The organism is Lentzea sp. NBC_00516 (assembly GCF_036346835.1).
Classification (GTDB): Bacteria; Actinomycetota; Actinomycetes; order Mycobacteriales; family Pseudonocardiaceae; genus Lentzea; species Lentzea sokolovensis.
Genome location: NZ_CP107840.1, coordinates 2923506 through 2941065 on the forward strand (window position 1 = coordinate 2923506; position 17560 = coordinate 2941065).

Genomic DNA, 17560 nt, shown 5'->3' on the forward strand with positions numbered 1-17560 from the left:
GAGAGTAGAGGCTCACTCCGCCTGGAGGACGAAGAACAGGAAGTTCGGGGCGTCCGCGAAGTACCCGAACTCGGCGGGGAACACCTCGCGCGCCTCCGGCAGCGGCGGCGGTTCGCTGATGACGGAGATCCGGAACCCTGCCGCGGTGAACGCGTCGGTCATCGCGTGCAGCGGCCGGTTCCAGAACGTCACCTCGACCGTCTGGTCCCCCACGGGCCACCGCCCTGGGTTCGCGTAGGTCGAGAAGTAGTCGGGCCTGCGCCCTGCCAGGCGTTCCATGCAGTACTCGGCGGTGGGGTGGTTGACCGAGGCGATCAGCCTGCCGCCCGTCCGCAGCACGCGCCGCGTCTCAGCGAGGGTCGGACCCCAGTCCTTCAGGTAGTGCAGCACCAGCGAGGCGATGACGTCGTCGAACTCGGCGTCGGGGAACGGCAGCGGATCGGCCAGGTCGGCGACCCGCAGGTCCGCGCCGGCCCCGAGCCGCAGCCGCGCCTGCTCCAGCATCCCGGCGCTCACGTCGACCCCGCTCACGATCGCGCCCCGGTCCCGCAGCGCCGCGAACAACGGGCCGGCACCGCACCCGGCGTCGAGGATCCGCCGCCCGGCCACGTCTCCGGCCAGCGCCAGGGTCGCCGGCCGCTCGTAGTAGGCGTTGGCGAAGCTCTTCTCGTTGTCGGCGGCGTACGCCTGAGCCACGGCGTCGTAGTCGCTCGGTGTCATGTGATCGATCCTGCCCCAGGCTAATGGTCACCGAATCAACTCCAAGGCACTCACGGAGACCGGTCCACCCGGCGGACCGGTCTTTTACGCGCACGAAACCGGGACGGACCGCGTTGTGCCTGGCCAGCGGACATGACTCGATCCCGAAGCCATGACATCGATGTCGCAGCCGTGAATTCCTGTCTCGTTTGTCTTGTTGACCAGTCGCGTAACGAGACCGAAGCTTCCTGGCAACGTTGTCAGGACAGGGATCGGAGCTCGCAATGGCGGAGGACAGCGGCGTGTCACGCAGACAGGCACTGACCATGGGCGGTGGTCTGCTCGCCGGTTTCGGCCTGAGCTCCGTGTTGTCAGGGTCAGCGTCGGCCGCACCCGAGCAGGCCGCGGCGCAGCAGAAGGCCGTGGACCTCGCGTTGTTCCGTCCGGTGTCGGTGTCCTCGACGGACTACGCGGCGACGCCGGCGGAGTTCGCCGTGGACGGTCTCGCGCAGATCGGCGTGCGGGGCTCCGGCTGGCGGGCGGGTCAGGGCGACGGCCAGTGGATGATCGTCGACCTGCAGGGCCGTTGCGAGATCAGTTCGGTGGTGCTGACGTTCGAGGCCAAGCCGGGTGACGGGGCGTTCGACGCGAACGGCTCGCGTGCCGACACCCTCGGCACGGAGATCCTTTCCAGCTACGCGACCGTCTTCGACCTCGACGTGTCCGACGACGGCAAGGTCTGGCGGACGGTCCACGCCACCGAGTCCGGTGCGGGCGGCGTGATCACGATCCCGTTCACCCCGGCCGTCAAGGCGCGCTGGGTCCGCTTCTCCGCCTCGCGCAGGTCCACGACGAACCCGTTGGGGCTCAACGGTCTCCAGGTCTACGGCACCAGCAGGGACAACCGGCCCGCGGTGAAGGGCTGGACCAACTGGCCGGTGCGCAACCACGAGAACCCCGCGCTGACCGTGGCGGCGGACGGGTCGGTGCCGCTCGAGTCGGGCTGGGTGCTGACCATGCAGGACTTCGCGCCCGCCGAGGACGGCGCCGCGCTGTCCGGTCAGAACGTCGACACCCGCGGCTGGGTGCCCGCGACCGTGCCCGGCACGGTGCTCGCGTCGCTGGTCGAGCAAGGTCACCTGCCGGATCCGGTGTACGGCATGAACAACCTCAAGATCCCGGAGGCCCTGTCCCGGCACACGTGGTGGTACCGGCGCACGTTCAGCGTGCCGCGCGGCCTCGACACGGGCGCGGGCAGGCACGTGTGGCTGGAGTTCGACGGCATCAACCACGAGGCCGAGTTCTGGCTCAACGGAGCCAAGATCGGCGCCGTGAGCAACCCGTTCGGCCGGGCCGCGCTGGACATCACGCCCACGCTGCGCAAGACCGGCGACCAGAACCTCGCGGTCAGGATCGCGCCGATGCCGTTCCCCGGCAGCCCCGGCGACAAGGGACCGCGCGGCGAGGCGTGGGTCGGCGCGAACAGCACGATGTTCAAGAACTCCCCCACCTACCTCGCGGTGTCCGGCTGGGACTGGATGCCCGCCGTCCGCGACCGCGCCTCCGGCATCTGGAACCACGTCCGGCTGCGCTCGACCGGTGCCGTCGTCGTCGGCGATCCGCGCATCGACACGGTGCTGCCGGACAAGACGACCGCCGAGGTCACGTTCACCGTGCCGGTGCGCAACGTCGAGTCGTCCGCGAAGAGCGTCACCGTGACGGCCGAGTTCGACGGCATCAAGGTCAGCAGCACCGTCAGCGTGCCCGCGAACTCCGAGGCGGCCGCCGTGTTCGCGCCGGCCACGCACTCGCAGCTGCGGATCAAGAACCCGAAGCTGTGGTGGCCCAACGGGTACGGCGACCCGACGCTGCACGACCTGACGCTGACGGCGACCGTCGGCACCGCGGTCAGCGACCGCAAGAAGCTCAAGTTCGGCATCCGGCAGGTCACCTACCAGTACGACCTGCCGATCACGATCGTCGACGGCGCCGCGGAGCAGACCGTCGACTTCCCGCCCCAGCAGGCCCGTCACGTCCGGATGCAGGGCGGCAGGCGCGCCACCAGCTGGGGATTCTCCGTCTTCACCATGTCCGTCGTGGACAGCAAGACCCCGGACACCGACCTCGCGCGCGGCAAGACCGCGACCGCGTCGTCGGCCGCCGACTGGACCTCGCCCGGCGCCGTCACGGACGGGGACCCGAAGTCCCGCTGGACCTCGAACTACAACGACAACGAGTGGGTGCAGGTCGACCTGGGCGCCGCGACCTCGTTCGACCGCGTGACGCTGCGCTGGGAGACGGCCTACGCGGCCACGTTCAAGATCCAGGTCTCGCAGGACGGCGACAACTGGACCGACGTCGTGTCGCAGGACAACTCCCCCAAACCGCTGATCATCCTCGTCAACGGCGTGAAGATCTTCGCCCGCGGCGGCAGCTGGGGCTGGGACGAGCTGCTGCGCCGCATGCCCGGTTCGCGCGCGGACGCCGCGGTGGCGCTGCACAAGGACATGAACTTCACCGTCATCCGCAACTGGGTCGGCTCGTCGTACCGCGAAGAGCTCTTCGAGGCGTGCGACAAGTACGGCATCCTGCTGTGGAACGAGTTCTGGCTCGGCTGGTCAGCCGACCCCGCGAACCACGACCAGTTCTTCGCGCAGGCCAAGGACACCGTGCTGCGCTACCGGTCGCACGCCTGCTGCGTGGCGTGGTTCGGCTGCAACGAGGGCAGCCCGCCCTACGCCGTCGACAAGGTGCTGCGCGAGATCGTGCACACCAACACGGACCTGATGTACCAGCCGAACTCGGCAGGCGGCGTGATCACCGGCGACGGCACGTACCGGTGGGTGGACCCGCGCACGTACGGCACCGGCGAGGCCACGGGCGGGAAGTTCGGGTTCTGGAGCGAGATCGGCCTGCCGACGGTGTCGGTGGTCGAGAGCATGCGCAACCTCGTCGGCCAGGGCAACTCCGGCTGGCCGATCGGGGACGCCTGGTACATGCACGACTGGTCGGAGAACAGCAACCAGCAGCCGAAGGGCTACCAGGCCGCGATCGACGCCCGCCTCGCGCCGTCGAGCAGCATGGAGGAGTTCTGCCGCAAGGCGCAGTTCGTCAACTACGAGAACATGCGCGCGATCTTCGAGGCGTGGAACGCCAGGCTGTGGAACGACGCCACCGGCGTGCTGCTGTGGATGTCGCACCCGGCGTGGCACAGCACGGTGTGGCAGACCTACGACTACGACATGGACGTCAACGGCAGCTACTACGGCTCCCGCAAGGGCTGCGAGCGGCGGCACGTGCAGGCGAACCTGACGACCTGGCAGGTCACGGCGGTCAACCACACCGCCTCGCACCTGATGGGCGTCACCGTCAAGGCACAGCTGTTCGCCTTGGACGGCAAGGCGATCGGGCAGGCACAGGAGCAGAAGCTCGACGTCGCCGCGACCTCGGCGAGCAACCTGTTCACGGTGCCGTTCGACGCCGCGCTGCCCGCGTTCCACCTGCTGCGCCTCACGCTGACCGACGCCCAGGGCAAGCAGATCTCCGAGAACACCTACTGGCGTTACCGCACGCCGGAGTCCATGCACGCCCTCAACCAGCTCGCGTACACCACGCTCACGGCCACGTTGAGCAGCAACAAGAACGGCTACACCGCGACCATCCGCAACACCGGCAAGACCGTGGCCGCGATGGTCCGGCTGTCCCTGCGGGAGCGCAACGGCACCGACCGCGTGCTGCCGACCCTGTACGGCGACAACTACTTCTGGTTGCTGCCCGGTGAGGTCCGGACGGTCACGATCAACCCGCAGCGGTCCGTCCGGAACCCGCGTCTGCTGGCGGAGGCGTACAACTCAGGCCCGAAGCTGAGCTGAGGTCCTCCCGGCCCGGGTGCCGCCGTGCCGACCACAGCGTCAGCGCGGCGGCGCCCAGTCCCACGATCAGCGAGGTCCAGATGTTCAGGCGCAGCCCCAGGATCGTGTTCGCGGTGTCGATCCGCAGCGCCTCGATCCACAGCCGGCCCAGCGTGTAGAGCACCACGTACAGCCCGAACGCGCGGCCGTGCCCGAGCTGGAACCGGCGGTCGGCCCAGATCACCACGGCCGCCGCGGCGAAGGTCCACAGCAGTTCGTACAGGAACGCCGGGTGGAACGTCCCCAGCACCACCGGCAGTCCGTCCGAACCGATCACCGCACGGCCGGCGTCCTGGTCCCACTCGTGGATCGTGAGCGCCCACGGCAGGTCGGTCGGGCCGCCGTACACCTCGTTGTTGAACCAGTTGCCGAGTCGGCCGATCCCTTGTGCCAGCAGGATTCCCGGCGCCGCCGCGTCCGCCAGCGGAGGGAGCGTCACACCGGCCCGCCTAGCGCCGATCCACGCGCCGAGCGCGCCGAGTGCGATCGCGCCCCAGACACCCATCCCGCCCTCCCAGATGTAGAGGGCGCGAATAGGACTTCCGCCGGGGCCGAAGTAGGGCTGCCAGGTCGTGGCCACGTGGTACAGCCGGGCGCCGACGATGCCGAACGGAACACCCCAGGTCGCGATCTGGTTGATGACACCGGGCCTGCCGCCGCGCTGGACGTAACGGCGTTCGGTCAGCCAGGCGGCGACGAGGATGCCGGCGATGATGCAGAACGCGTAGGCGCGGATCGGCATCGGACCGAGGTGCCAGACGCCCTGGGTCGGACTGGGGATGGCGGCCAGAAGCATCGCGCCACACTAACGACGCCGGGGCCTGCGGGATGTGAAGTCCGCAGACCCCGGCTCGTCATCACTTGTTCAGCGCACCGCCGACGATCGGCAGCACCACTTTGCTGACGCCCAGCGACACGTTCAGCGACACACCGCTCGCCGCCGTGTCCGTGGCGAGGTAGGCGTTGTGGTTCGTGACGAGCACGATCCCGATCCGGTGCCCGGCCGGGATCAGCGCGTCACGGGCGTGCAGCTTCCAGGTGACGTCCGCGGTGGACCCGTTGGTGGGCAACGGGGTCGCGGTCTCCAGCGACAACCGGTTCTTGGCGTCGACGGCACCCTTGGTCAGCATGGTCGCCGAGACCGCCTGGATCGACACGTCCGGAGGACGCGCGCAGCCGGTCTTGTCCCGCAGGTCGTTGCGGCCGCACACCTCCGTGGACAACTGCAGCGGGCTGCGTTCGGACAGCACCGCCTGCGTGCTCGGGCCGTAGTCCACCAGCAACGCCGTGAGCGGTGTCGACGCCCGGTTCGACGCGACACGAACCGTCAGGCTGACTTCACCGGACAACCGCGCGTCCTTCGTCAGCGGTGCCGTCACGTAGGCGAGCCGGCTGGTGTTCGCGGTCTCCGGGCCGGCCATCATGGTCGTCTCGCTGATGTTCGCGTTCGTGCCCAGCTTCTGCGTACCGCTGGTCACCGGCGTGGTGGTCAGCGAACCGGACATGCCACCGGCCGCCGGGCCGAAGTACAGCGTCGTGTCCTGGGTGTCCGGCCGCGGCCAGGCAGCGGCCTGTTCCCAGCTGCCGTCCGGCTTCTGCACGTCGGCCATCGGCTCGTCCATGATCCCGTTGTCCACTCCCTTGAGCCAGTGGTCCATCCACAGACCCATGACGCGCTGCCACTCCGCCTGGCGGAACGAGATCGGGTCGAGGTGACCGCCTCGGTGCAGCCAGATCTTGCGCGGCACGTTCCGGTCCGCGAGTTCCTTCCACCAGCGGCCGAACTGCGACGGCTTGACGTTCCAGTCCGCCTGGCCGTGCACCGCGAACACCGACGCCGACACGTTCTGCGCGCCCACCCGGTAGTCGCGGGCCTTCCAGAACGACGTGTAGTCCCAGGACTCGTCACCGTCGTCCGCGGAGAGCTTGTCGAAGACCGGCTTGCACTTCGCCTTCTGCGCCGCGCTGACGACGTAGTTGGCGAGGAAGGTCGGGTAGTTCGATTCCCAGCCCTTGTAGCCGATGCCCTGGTCACGGGCGTACTCGTACCAGCTGGAGATCGCGGCGATCGGCACGATCGTCTTCACGCCGGGGATGTTCGCCGCGGCCGCCGCGTTGGGCAGCGTGCCGTTGTAGGAGACGCCGAGCATGCCGACGTTGCCGGTGCTCCAGCTCGCGACCGCCGCCCGGCCATCGGCGTAGAACGCCTTCGCCCGGCCGTTGAGCCAGTCCACGACCGCACGGACGCTCGCGGTGTCCTCGGGGCCGCCGGTGGTCGGGCAGCCGGTCGACCGGGAGGTGCCTTGCATCTCCATCTCGACCACGGCGTACCCGCGCGGCACGAAGTACTCGTCGTACCAACGGCCGAAGCCGCGCGGCACGTTCGTCGCCGACGCGGCAGCAGCGCCCAGCCCGTAGTAGGGACTGGCCTCCATCACGATCGGCACTCGCTCGGCCGTGTCGGGCCGCATGACGTCGGCGGCGATCCGGTCGAGCTTGCCGTCCGAGTCACTGTCGATCGTGGACTCGACGTAGACGGTTTCGGTGATCGCCGCGGCGGCAGGGGCCGCGGTCGAGACAGGCGTGTAGATCGTCGCGGCCGCGAGAACGCCGGCCGCGACGAGGTAGACCCTTCGCATGTGTTCCTCCGTCGGAGGGCCCGATGAAGCAGCAGGGGAATAACTCGGGCCCCACGAAGGAATCTCACCGAATCCGGAGGTGTCTCCGGTACGGCCGAAAGGACTGAACCATTACCGGTCTCAGGCGGCGACCAGTTCCTTGTCCCGGTTCGGCGTCTTGACCTTCGGCTTCTTGTTCGGCAGCGACAGGCGGAAGACCTTGTGCCACGCCGAGAAGACCTGCTTGGGCAGCGGGCCGGTCACGTAGTCCAGCTCGTACTTCTCGAACAGCGCGCGCACCTTCACCGCGACCTCGGCGTACCGGTTGCTCGGCAGGTCCGGGAACAGGTGGTGCTCGATCTGGTGCGACAGGTTGCCGGTCATGAAGTGCATGGCCTTGCTGCCGCTGATGTTCGCGGAACCCATCATCTGGCGCAGGTACCACTGGCCGCGCGTCTCGCCCCGGATCGACCGGCGCTCGAAGGTCTGCACGCCCTCGGGGAAGTGACCGCACATGATGACCGAGTGCGACCAGAGGTTGCGGATCAGGTTCGCGGTGAACGTCGCGGCGAGCGTGGTGAGGAACGACGGGCCCGACAGCAGCGGGTGGATCACGTAGTCCTTGAGCACCTGCTTGCGGATCTTGCGGCCCACGGCCTTGGCCCGCGCGACGAACTCGGGGTTCTTGCGGCGGCGCTTGTGCAGGTTCTTGCCCAGCTCCAGGTCGTACGCGGCGATGCCGTACTCGAAGAAGCACGCGTTGATGAAGTTCCAGAGCGGCTGCGCGAGGTACATCGGGTGCCACTTCTGGTCCTCGTCCACGCGCATGATGCCGTAGCCGAGGTCGTTGTCCTTGCCGATCACGTTGGTGTACGTGTGGTGCAGCTCGTTGTGCGAGTGCTTCCACTGGTCGGCCGGCGAGACGTGGTCCCACTCCCACGTGGTGGAGTGGATCTTCGGGTCGCGCATCCAGTCCCACTGGCCGTGCAGGATGTTGTGGCCGATCTCCATGTTGTCCATGATCTTCGCGACCGACAGACCGGCGGTGCCGATGATCCACGCCGGCGGGAAGAGCGAGAACAGCAGGATGCCGCGGCTCGTCAGCTCCAGCTTGCGCTGAATCGAGATGACCTTGCGGATGTAAGCGGCGTCCTTCTCACCACGGCTCGCGATGACCTCGTCGCGGATCGCGTCGAGTTCGCGGCCGAGCTCCTCGATCTGCTCGTCGGAGAGGTGGGCGGTGGGATCGATGGCGGTCATGAAGCTCGCTTTCCGGGGAGCAGTGGCTGGGGGTGGGCCACTTCGCGGGGGGAGGACTGAATGTCTGTGGTGGGCGCTAGCGTTCGAGTTCGCAAGGGCCCGCGGCGGCGGACACACAGGTCTGGACGAGCACGTGGGCGGTGGGGCTGTCCGAGGCCTCGGTGATCTCGCCGGTGCGCAGGTCTCGCACGGCGCCGGACTTCAGCGGCGTCACGCAGCCGAAGCAGATGCCCATGCGGCAGCCGGACGGCATCAGCACACCGGCCTCCTCGCCGATGTTCAGCAACGGGGTCGCGCCGTCGGCCTCGACGGTCTTGCCCGTCTTGCCGAACGTGACCTCGCCACCCTCGCCGGCGACGACGACGGTGGGCCGGAAGCGCTCCATGTGCAGGCGCTCGGCGACACCGTGCTTCGTCCAGTGCTCTTCAGCGGCGTCGAGCAGACCGGTCGGGCCGCAGGCCCAGGTCTCGCGCTCGGCCCAGTCGGGCACGAGCTTCTCCAGCTCGGCGATGTCGAGCATGCCGTCGGTGTCGGTGTGCAGCTCGACCAGCGTCAGCGCTTTGTCGGCCACGAGATCGTGCAGGTCGTTGCGGAAGATCACGTCTTCCTTGCGCGGCGCGGAGTGCACCATCACGACGTCGGCGAACTTCGTGTCGCGCAGCATGCCCATGACGGGCGTGATGCCGCTGCCGGCCGTCAGGTAGAGCACCTTCGCGGGCTTGGCGGCTGGCAGCACGAACTCACCGGTGGCCTGGTCGAGCTGGATGACCGTGCCGGGCTTGGCGTTGCGAACCAGGTGGTTGCTGACCTTGCCGTCGGGGATGGCCTTCACGGTGATCGTGATGCGACCGTCGGCGCGGCTCGTCGGCGATGTCACCGAGTACGCACGCCACAGGCGCACGCCGTCGACGTCGATCCCGATCCGGATGTACTGACCGGCGACGTGACCGCGCCAGCCCTTCCCGGGCCTGATCACGATGGTCGCGGCATCGTCTGTCTCGCGGTGCACGGCCACGATGCGGCCGCGCAGGTCAGCACCCGCTCGAAGTGGGCTGACCAGGTCGAGGTAGTCGGACGGCAGCAGCGGCGTCGTGACCAACTCAAGCAGTTTCCACGCCCTGCTGCGGAGGGCGGCACTAGTCATGACTCCAGCTTGATAGCCCCAGGGCGTAAAGTCCTGTCCGTAGGACGTGAATCTGCCGGGCTGGATTGTTCGCGGGGAACAAATCGTGAGTCACGCAATGCGGAGGGCCACCGAACTGGCCCTCGATGAGAAGACCGTCACCGCACTGAGGGCGGTCCTGAAGACGACGGCCGACGAGGTGGTCCGGGCGATCATCGACGAGGTGCCGAGCTACGCGAACGCGCTTTCCGGACGCATGGGCGGCACAATCCGCCGCGCCGTCCGCACGGCGCTCGGAGCGTACCTGGACCTCGCCAGTGGCGCGGACGGAGGCGGCGGCGCCGGCGACGCGGCCTACGAACTCGGCCGCGGCGAGGTGCGCGACGGCCGTTCGATGGACGCCCTGCTGAGCGCGTACCGCGTCGGCGCCCGCGTCGCCTGGCGAGGCCTGGCCGCAGGCGCCGTACCAGCGGGTTTGCCCGCCGCGGAGGTGGCGAAGTTCGCCGAACTGACCTTCGCCTACATCGACGAACTCTCCGCCGCCAGCGCCGCGGGCCACGCCGACGAACTGGCCGTACGAGGCCTCGCGCACGAGCGTCACCTCGAACAACTCGCCCGCGACCTGCTGGCCGGCTCGAGCACCGAGGTCCTCCAGGCAGCAGCGCAACGGGCCGGCTGGCAGCCGCCGACCACGCTGACGGTGGTCCTGCTGCCCGCCTTCCAGGCTCGCCCCGCCTACCGCCTGCTCGACCCCGGCACGCTGGTCCTGGACGACCTGCCCGACTCCACCGGCGTGCTCTTCGTCCCCGATGCCGACCGCTCCCACCTGCTACGACAGCTCGTCAGCCGTTCCGCCGTCGTAGGCCCGGCACGCCCGTGGATGCGTGCCACCGCCTCCTACGCACGGGCTGTACGCGCGCGCTCGCTCCCCACAGACATCCGCGACACCGAGGACCACCTGGCCGCTCTCGTGCTGAGCGCCGACCCTGACGCGTACGCCGACCTGCGAGCGCGCGCGCTCGCCCCGCTGCTGGCACTGCCCGCCACCTCCGCACAGAAGCTGGAGGAGACGTTGCGCGCCTGGCTGCTGCACCAGGGGCGCCGCGAGGACGTGGCAGCGGCCCTGTTCGTGCACCCGCAGACCGTCCGGTACCGGATGGGGCAGCTTCGCGACCTGTTCCCGGATCTCGGGTCTCCGCTGCGGGTTCTGGAACTGACGCTCGCGGTGGGTCTGCGTCCGTCGGCGGACTAGTTTTGGTCAACACTGAAGCTATTGAGCAACTTGAGCTCGACCTCGACGGTCCGCGGTGACCGGCGTCACACGATTCCGAGAACCTCAGGCGCCCCAGCGCCGTCTTGCCCATCAAGACCGGAACCACTTGAGGGAGAACGGGATGCAGGCGATCGAAGCCGACGGCCTGGTCGTGCGCGTGGGCGGGCGCAACGGCCGCAACGCGGTGAACGGGCTCAGCCTGAGGCTCGGCCGGGGTGTGCACGGGCTGCTCGGCCCGAACGGCGCGGGCAAGACGACGCTGATCCGCACACTGGCGACGGTGCGGTCTCCCACCGCGGGGACGTTGTCGTTGCTCGGCACGCCGGCTGACGGCAAGCTCAGGACCGTGCGGCGCAGGCTCGGTTATCTGCCACAGCACTTCGGCTACTACAAGCGGTTCAAGGTGCGGGAGTTCGTCGAGTACCTGGCGTGGCTGAAGGAGGTGCCGCCCGCGCGGATTCCCGGTGCCGTGCGCACCGCGCTGGAGCGGGTCGGGCTGACCGACCGCGCCGAGGACCGCATGAAGTCGTTGTCCGGCGGCATGGTCCGCAGGGCCGGCATCGCGCAGGCCATCGTCAACGACCCCGAGGTCCTGCTGCTGGACGAGCCGACGGTCGGGCTGGATCCCGCGCAACGGCTGCGGTTCCGCGAGCTCGTCGCCGAACTGGGCCAGCAGGCCTGCGTGCTGATCTCGACGCATCTGGTCGAGGACGTCGCGGCGGCGTGCACCGACGTGGTGCTCGTGTCGGAAGGATCTCTTGTGTTCCAGGGAACCCCTGCCGATCTCACCGCCGCGGGAACGGCCACGCACGTCGGCGACACGCCGATCGAGCGCGGCTACTCGGCGCTGATCAGCGCGAATCCCGCCGGGGGTGCCTGGTGACCGCGCTGCGCATCGAACTGCGGCGCTCGACCGCGCTCTGGGCCGGGCTGCTCGTCCTCGTCTCCGGCACCGGAATGCTCGCACTGGTCATGTCGTCGAGCGTGCAGTGGACGGGCAACTCGACGTCGGCGGTGCTCGGGCTCCGGCTGCCGCTGGCCTACGTGTGGGCTCTCGTCGTCGGACTGGCCGTCTTCCAGGGCATGCGGGACAGCCGCGCGCGGGTGACCGAGCTGTTCGACGCCACCTCCCGTCCCGGCTGGGTCCGGCTCGGCACGCTCGCCTCCGCCGTGGCGGGCGTGGTCGCGGTCGCGACGGCGCTGCTCTGCGCGGGGCTGGTGGCCAACGTCGCGCTGGGCGGCGGATTCGTCTCCGCCGGGTTCGTCCCGCTCCTGGTGACCGTCGTGCTCGCCCTCGCGTCGAGTGTCCTTCTGGGACTCGCGGTCGGCCGGCTCCTGCCGCACCCGCTGACCGCGCCGGTGGCTCTGGTGGCGACGTTCATGGTCGCGACCACGGCCGGGCGGGCGCTCGAAGTCACCACTCCCGGTGACGAGATCTCCGCTCTGGCTCTGCTCACGCCCGTCATGGACGCGCCGAGCTCCGACCTCGTCACGACCTCGACCTCCGTCGACCTCGGCCAGATCGCGTGGTTCACCGGCCTGGGCGTGACGGCGTTCCTGTTGCTCGTCGCACGGACGCATCTCGGACGGCTCGCGGCACTCGTGCCGGCCGGGCTGGCCGTCGTCCTCGCCCTGTCGATCATGCCGGTCAAGTACTCCGACGTGCTCGTGGCGGACTCGATCGCGAGCAGGCTGGTCTGCGAGGGGAAGGTGTGCCTGAGCCAGGCGCACTCGGACGACCTCCCCAGGACCGCCGCGGTGGGACGGGACGTGCTGGCCAAGCTCGCCGTCCTGCCGGACGCGCCCACCGAGATCAGGGAGGACACGTCGGCGATGGCGCACCTCACCGCGCCACAACGCGACCAGAAGACCGTCTACGTGCCGTCGCAGGGTTATCCCCGCGTGCTGACGATGACGGACGACCAGCTGCGGCTCGAACTGCTCTCCGGAGCGGGCGTGGCGGGATGCTCCGGCCCGAACAGCTTCAACACCTACGAAGGCGTCGTCCGCTACCTGACCGCCGGCTACTTCAACGGCGAACTGGCCGAGCTGGCCTCCGAACCTCTCCTGTGGAACAGCAGCAAGCTGCGAGCGGACATCGACGAGGCCTGGCAGCAGTTCCGCGGCCAGTCCGCGCAGGAACAGCTGAACCGGGTGGCGCGGGCACGGCAGATGTTGCTCACGTGCCAGGACTCCGAACGCGTGCTCGACGTGCTGAAGGCAAGCCGATGAGGCCGCTCGCGTTGTACGCGCAGTCACGCGCGGTGCCCGCGGCGCTGGTGCTCCTGCCTGTCGTGGTGTTGATCGCCTGGTCAGCGCTCCACTCGCCGTGGACGCCGTTGAGCGCTTCGCTGACATCGCTGGCCGCCGTGCTGGTGGCCACGGCCGGCCTCGCGGGCCAGGACCCGGAACTCGACAGGTCGACCGCGATCCCCTGGCCGCTGTGGAGGTTCGGGCATCTCCTGCTCGCCACCGCGGTGGCCACGGCCTCGGTGTTCCTGGTGCAGCAACTCGGTTCTGAGCGCTTCGACGCGGCGTTCATCGTGCGCGACACGGCGGGCATGGTCGGCCTGGCCGGACTGGCGGCGACGGTGGCGGGCGCCCGGCTCGCCGCCACCGCTCCCGTGCTGTGGTGGGCGGTGGCGGCGATCATGCCGCCGAGCGGGTCGCTGACCGGCCGGATCGTCACGTGGCCGCTCGGTTCCGCGGACGACGCGGCGACGACGTGGACCGCGGCAGTGCTGTTCGTGGCCGGGACCGTCGCCTACAGCGCGGGCGGCGGGCGGCGCTAGCCCAGGTCCTCCAGCGCGATGTAGTCGGCGATCGCCTGCTGCCCCGCGATGTTGGCGTGCACGCCGTCGCCCGTGTCGTACCGCGGGTTGACGGCGTTCGGCCTGATCGGGTCCTCCAGCACCTGGTCGAAGTCCTGCACCGACGCGCAGGTGTCCGAGCAGTCGCCGCCGCGCTTCACGAAGTCGTTGACGGCGTGGCGATCCACGTTGTTCTGGTCGCTGTAGCCGGGCCGGGGCGTGATCGGGGTGACGTGCACGGCGATCCCGGCCTTGCGCAGCCGCTCGAACACCGTGCGGTAGCTGGCCAAGATCTGTGCGGCGGTGCAGCCGTTCGCGAGGTCGTTCGTGCCGTAGTAGTAGATGACGTCCGTGACGCCGTGCAGCGCGAGAACGTCCCTTTCCAGGCGTGACAACGCATCCAGGCCGACGAACGGCGCCGGCGTGTTCGGGCAGACGGCGCTCGTGGTGCCGCTGATGCCGGCGTTGGCGACGGCGAGCTGGGGGCGTGACGAGGCCACGATCCGCCGCGCCAGCACGTCGGCCCACCGCTTGTTGGTGCCGAGTTCGGTGCAGCCCGGGCCGCAGTTGGTGCTGCCCACGCCGTCGACGACCGAGCTGCCGAACGGCACGATCGTCCCCTTCAGCAACGGGTTGAACACGTCGACCGCGCTGACGAGGTAGGTCGACTGGGTCTTCTCGGTGTACGCGGCACCGGCATCGGTGGTGCGGTCACCTGAGCCGGACGGGGTCAGGTAGTTCTCGCGGAACGCCGACTCGTGCCGGCCGGGCACGACGTCACCGGCGACGTGCATGCTCACGGCGAGATCGGTGCCGGGCTTGGTGGTCACTGTCGTCCGGTCGCTCCACAGCTCGCCTCCGGCCGGGATCGTGACCGCGCGACGGCCTCCGAACGTCACGTCGCGGATGCCTTCCACCTCCGCACCGCCGACGCTCAGAGCGACCGTGGCGCGGTCGATCTTCAACGGCTGCGTGCCGAACGTGTTCTGCACCCGGATCCGGACCGCACTGCCGCCCTGGCTGAGGTGCGTGATCATCCGCATCGACTGGTCGTGCAACGTCACGGGGACGAGGTGTTGCTGCGACTGCGCCCACGAGGTGAACCAGAGGGGACGGTCGGCCGCGGCCGCTGGTGTCAGAAGCGCGCCCACGGCCAGAACGGTGGACACGATGGCAGGGATTCTCATGACCAGGTTCTTATCGCTTCGTGACGATCACGTCACGTCTCGTAATCGCCCGGTAAGGGCTCAGGTCACCAGGCCGCGGCGGTAGGCGTAGACGACGGCCTGCACGCGATCGCGCAGGTCGAGCTTGGTGAGGATGCGCGACACGTACGTCTTCACCGTCTCCTGGCTGATCACCAGCGCCGCGGCGATCTCGCTGTTGGACAGGCCCTCCGCGATCAGCCGGAGCACCTCCAGCTCACGCGGCGCGAGCTGGGTCCGCGCGACCTCCTCGGCGGGCCGGATGCGCGCCGCGAACCTGCCGACGAGCTGGCGCGTCACCTCCGGCGCGAGCAGGGCGGCGCCGCTCGCGACGGTCCGGATGCCCTGCAGCAACTGGGCTGGGGGCGCGTCCTTGAGCAGGAACCCGCTCGCACCGGCCCGCAACGCCTCGTAGACGTACTCGTCCAGGTTGAAGGTCGTCACCACGAGGACCTTCACGGGATCGGGAACGCCGGCGCCCGCCAGCAGCCGGGTCGCCCCGATGCCGTCGAGCACCGGCATGCGCACGTCCATCACGACGACGTCCGGGCTGAGCTTCCTGGCCAGTTCGACCCCCGCGCGCCCGTCCCCGCACTCCCCCACGACCTCCAGGTCGGGCTGGGCGTCGATGATCGTGGCGAACCCGGTGCGGATGAGCGCCTGGTCGTCGCACACCAGCACCCGGACCGGTGCGGTCACGCCGGGTTCCCCGCGGGGATGCGCGCGTGGACGACGAAGCCGCTGTCCCGTTGTCCCGCCGAGAACTCGCCGCCCAGGACGTCGACGCGCTCGCGCAGCCCGGCCAGGCCGCGCCCGCTGCCTCCGACCGCTGTGGACGACCTGGCGCCCTCGGTGCCGACCTCCACGGTGATCTCCCTTTCGCCGTAACGCACGTACACGTTCGTCTGGTTGCCGTGCGCGTACTTCAGCGCGTTCGTCAACGCCTCCTGCACGACCCGGTACGCGACGGCCTCGGCGCTGCCCGCGTCCGCCACCGCCTGACCTTCCTCGGCGAACTCGATCGGCTGCCCGGCCAGCCGGGTCTGCTCGACCAGCGTGCGCAGGTCCCCGAGCGTTTCCGTGCTGTGGTCGGGGTTCAGCAGGTCGAGCAGGTGCCGCAGGTCGGTCAGCGAGCGGCGGCCGGTGTCGGTGATCGCCTGCAGCGTCTGGTCCAGCCGGTCGGGGGCAGCGGTGAGGTACCGGGCGGCCTCCGCCTGCACCACCATCGCCGTCACGTGGTGGGTCACCACGTCGTGCAGTTCGCGGGCGATCAACGTCCGTTCCGCGACACGGGTGGCCGCGGCGACGTGCCGGCGGCGTTCCTCCTCGGCGCTGCGCGAGAGCCGCAGCCACGCGCCGATCGCCCACAAGGCGGCCACGGCCAGGTAGAACGTGACGAACCCGGCCACGCCTTCCGTGGCTCCGTTCAGGTCCAGCGCGACGGCCAGCCCGACGTACCCGGCGGAGAGCGCGATCACGGTGCCGCGCCGGTGGTGCGACAGGTGCAGCCCGGCGCTGATCAACGCTATCGACAGGGCCGTGCCGGCGACGGTGTGGTAGCCGCGCAGCTGGTCGACGGCGAACGCGACCGACACCAGCGCGAGGCAGGCGAGAGGCCACTTCCGGCGGACGACCAGCGGCAGGCACTCGAACGCGATCACCGCGATCGTGAGGGCGTCGAACGGCCGGTTCGGCAGCCCGCCGAGCTGGGTGCCCTTGTCGTTCAACGCGGGCACCAGCGATGCCAGCACGAGCAGCAACGCCAGTGGCGCGTCCTGGACGCGAACGTCCCAGGCGCGCCACCGCTGAAGGCTGATCACGCGGCGAGAGTAGCGGCCGACGCGGCACGGCCACGGCGCGGCACGATGTTGTCGCGGCGCTTGGCCAGCCACAGGAACGCCGCCGTGACGACGAGGCCGGCCAGCACCGAGTACGCACTCGCCTCCGGCCCGAACGCCCCACCGGTGACGAGCGCGGACCCGGACGTGACGCCGTCCAGCAGCCCCTGCGGAGCGTCCTGACCGGAGACGCTCGTGCTGAAGATGCCGCCCTGGGCGAAGTTCCACGCGAAGTGCACCCCGATCGGCACCCACAGGTTGCGCGTGGCCACGTACGCGGCACCGAGCATGAGGCCTGCCTCGATCGCGATGGCGAGCGAGCTCCACACCGTGGCGTTCGGGTTGAAGATGTGCGCGAAGCCGAACACCAGTCCACTCAGGACCAGGGAGAGCCACGTGCCGAGGTACTCCTCGACGATGCGGAACACGACGCCTCGGTACATCAGCTCCTCGGTCACCGCGACGGCGACCATGAACCCGAAGATCGCGATCATGCCGGACACCGAACCCCAGCCGCGCACCTCGTAGCCGCCGAGGAAGGCGATGTTGAGGATCACCGCCCCGAACATCGCGAGTCCGACGAGGACGCCGCGGCCGAGAGCGCCGGCGACGATCTTCAACGAGACCTCGGTGGGCTCGCGGCGTTCGGTCCTGCGCACCACCCAGGCGTACGCGGCCAGTGCCAGCGCCGCCGCGACGATGCCGGCGACCAGCGTGAGCGGCGCGTTCCACCCCAACGCCTGCACGCCGACGCCACCCGCGAACGAGACGGCCGCGACCAGGAGAAACTGCTTCAGAAATCGCATGGCCGGAACGTTAGGGA

Annotated in this window: 14 protein-coding genes; 5 read left to right on the top strand and 9 right to left on the bottom strand. The window is 69.6% G+C overall.

Going from position 1 to position 17560, the window contains the following annotated elements; translation table 11 throughout:
* Nucleotides 1–12 precede the first annotated feature (12 nt).
* Complete coding sequence (locus OG205_RS13130) at nucleotides 13–720, bottom strand: class I SAM-dependent methyltransferase (protein ID WP_330276502.1); 708 nt, start codon at nucleotides 718–720, stop codon at nucleotides 13–15.
* Between the two features lie 281 nt (nucleotides 721–1001).
* Here OG205_RS13130 and OG205_RS13135 point away from each other — a divergent pair, with 281 nt between their 5' ends.
* Nucleotides 1002–4571, top strand: coding sequence for a discoidin domain-containing protein (locus OG205_RS13135; RefSeq protein ID WP_330276503.1), 3570 nt, complete (start codon nucleotides 1002–1004; stop codon nucleotides 4569–4571).
* Here OG205_RS13135 and lgt read toward each other — a convergent pair.
* The 4 genes from lgt to OG205_RS13155 all read right to left on the bottom strand — a co-directional run bounded on the left by lgt (nucleotide 4498) and on the right by OG205_RS13155 (nucleotide 9632).
* Nucleotides 4498–5406 carry a prolipoprotein diacylglyceryl transferase gene (gene lgt, locus OG205_RS13140; RefSeq protein WP_330276504.1) on the bottom strand — a complete coding sequence of 303 codons (909 nt, stop codon included), beginning with the start codon at nucleotides 5404–5406 and terminating at the stop codon, nucleotides 4498–4500. The genes OG205_RS13135 and lgt overlap by 74 nt on opposite strands.
* A 61-nt stretch (nucleotides 5407–5467) precedes the next feature.
* A complete protein-coding gene (locus OG205_RS13145; protein ID WP_330276505.1) occupies nucleotides 5468–7249 on the bottom strand; it encodes a CocE/NonD family hydrolase in 1782 nt (593 codons plus the stop codon).
* Nucleotides 7250–7369: 120 nt separating this feature from the next.
* The gene (locus OG205_RS13150; protein WP_330276506.1) at nucleotides 7370–8488 is read right to left on the bottom strand and encodes a fatty acid desaturase family protein; all 1119 of its coding nucleotides are present in this window, start codon (nucleotides 8486–8488) and stop codon (nucleotides 7370–7372) included.
* Between the two features lie 76 nt (nucleotides 8489–8564).
* Nucleotides 8565–9632: a ferredoxin reductase gene (locus tag OG205_RS13155; RefSeq protein ID WP_330276507.1), complete on the bottom strand. Its 1068-nt coding sequence runs from the start codon at nucleotides 9630–9632 to the stop codon at nucleotides 8565–8567.
* Between the two features lie 85 nt (nucleotides 9633–9717).
* Between OG205_RS13155 and OG205_RS13160 the strand changes: the two genes are divergently transcribed.
* From OG205_RS13160 to OG205_RS13175, 4 genes are all read left to right on the top strand, one after another.
* Nucleotides 9718–10863 carry a helix-turn-helix domain-containing protein gene (locus OG205_RS13160; RefSeq protein ID WP_330276508.1) on the top strand — a complete coding sequence of 382 codons (1146 nt, stop codon included), beginning with the start codon at nucleotides 9718–9720 and terminating at the stop codon, nucleotides 10861–10863.
* 142 nt (nucleotides 10864–11005) lie between these two features.
* Nucleotides 11006–11767, top strand: a complete 762-nt coding sequence (locus OG205_RS13165) for an ABC transporter ATP-binding protein (protein WP_330276509.1) — start codon at nucleotides 11006–11008, stop codon at nucleotides 11765–11767.
* On the top strand, nucleotides 11764–13116 hold the full coding sequence (locus OG205_RS13170) for a hypothetical protein (RefSeq protein ID WP_330276510.1): 1353 nt from the start codon (nucleotides 11764–11766) through the stop codon (nucleotides 13114–13116). The genes OG205_RS13165 and OG205_RS13170 overlap by 4 nt, the downstream gene beginning before the upstream one ends.
* Complete coding sequence (locus OG205_RS13175; protein ID WP_330276511.1) at nucleotides 13113–13676, top strand: hypothetical protein; 564 nt, start codon at nucleotides 13113–13115, stop codon at nucleotides 13674–13676. The genes OG205_RS13170 and OG205_RS13175 overlap by 4 nt, the downstream gene beginning before the upstream one ends.
* Here the strand turns inward: OG205_RS13175 and OG205_RS13180 are convergent.
* From OG205_RS13180 to OG205_RS13195, 4 genes are read right to left on the bottom strand one after another with little or no spacing between them, the layout of a single operon-like run.
* Nucleotides 13673–14881 carry a GDSL-type esterase/lipase family protein gene (locus OG205_RS13180; protein ID WP_330276512.1) on the bottom strand — a complete coding sequence of 403 codons (1209 nt, stop codon included), beginning with the start codon at nucleotides 14879–14881 and terminating at the stop codon, nucleotides 13673–13675. The two genes, OG205_RS13175 and OG205_RS13180, sit on opposite strands and share 4 nt — an antisense overlap.
* Nucleotides 14882–14941: 60 nt before the next feature.
* The gene (locus OG205_RS13185) at nucleotides 14942–15598 is read right to left on the bottom strand and encodes a response regulator transcription factor (protein ID WP_330276513.1); all 657 of its coding nucleotides are present in this window, start codon (nucleotides 15596–15598) and stop codon (nucleotides 14942–14944) included.
* Nucleotides 15595–16719 (bottom strand): sensor histidine kinase, encoded by a 1125-nt coding sequence (locus OG205_RS13190; RefSeq protein ID WP_330276514.1) that lies wholly within the window; start codon nucleotides 16717–16719, stop codon nucleotides 15595–15597. Before OG205_RS13190 ends, OG205_RS13185 begins: the two co-directional genes overlap by 4 nt.
* Complete coding sequence (locus OG205_RS13195) at nucleotides 16716–17543, bottom strand: CPBP family intramembrane glutamic endopeptidase (protein ID WP_330276515.1); 828 nt, start codon at nucleotides 17541–17543, stop codon at nucleotides 16716–16718. The genes OG205_RS13190 and OG205_RS13195 overlap by 4 nt, the downstream gene beginning before the upstream one ends.
* Nucleotides 17544–17560 lie beyond the last annotated feature (17 nt).

What these genes read in the sequence shown, in the direction of transcription:
- OG205_RS13130 (WP_330276502.1), bottom strand. Translation starts at nt 720, where the DNA reads ATGACACCGAGCGACTACGACGCCGTGGCTCAGGCGTACGCCGCCGAC.
- lgt (WP_330276504.1), bottom strand. Translation starts at nt 5,406, where the DNA reads ATGCTTCTGGCCGCCATCCCCAGTCCGACCCAGGGCGTCTGGCACCTC.
- OG205_RS13145 (WP_330276505.1), bottom strand. Translation starts at nt 7,249, where the DNA reads ATGCGAAGGGTCTACCTCGTCGCGGCCGGCGTTCTCGCGGCCGCGACG.
- OG205_RS13150 (WP_330276506.1), bottom strand. Translation starts at nt 8,488, where the DNA reads ATGACCGCCATCGATCCCACCGCCCACCTCTCCGACGAGCAGATCGAG.
- OG205_RS13155 (WP_330276507.1), bottom strand. Translation starts at nt 9,632, where the DNA reads ATGACTAGTGCCGCCCTCCGCAGCAGGGCGTGGAAACTGCTTGAGTTG.
- OG205_RS13165 (WP_330276509.1), top strand. Translation starts at nt 11,006, where the DNA reads ATGCAGGCGATCGAAGCCGACGGCCTGGTCGTGCGCGTGGGCGGGCGC.
- OG205_RS13175 (WP_330276511.1), top strand. Translation starts at nt 13,113, where the DNA reads ATGAGGCCGCTCGCGTTGTACGCGCAGTCACGCGCGGTGCCCGCGGCG.
- OG205_RS13180 (WP_330276512.1), bottom strand. Translation starts at nt 14,881, where the DNA reads ATGAGAATCCCTGCCATCGTGTCCACCGTTCTGGCCGTGGGCGCGCTT.
- OG205_RS13195 (WP_330276515.1), bottom strand. Translation starts at nt 17,543, where the DNA reads ATGCGATTTCTGAAGCAGTTTCTCCTGGTCGCGGCCGTCTCGTTCGCG.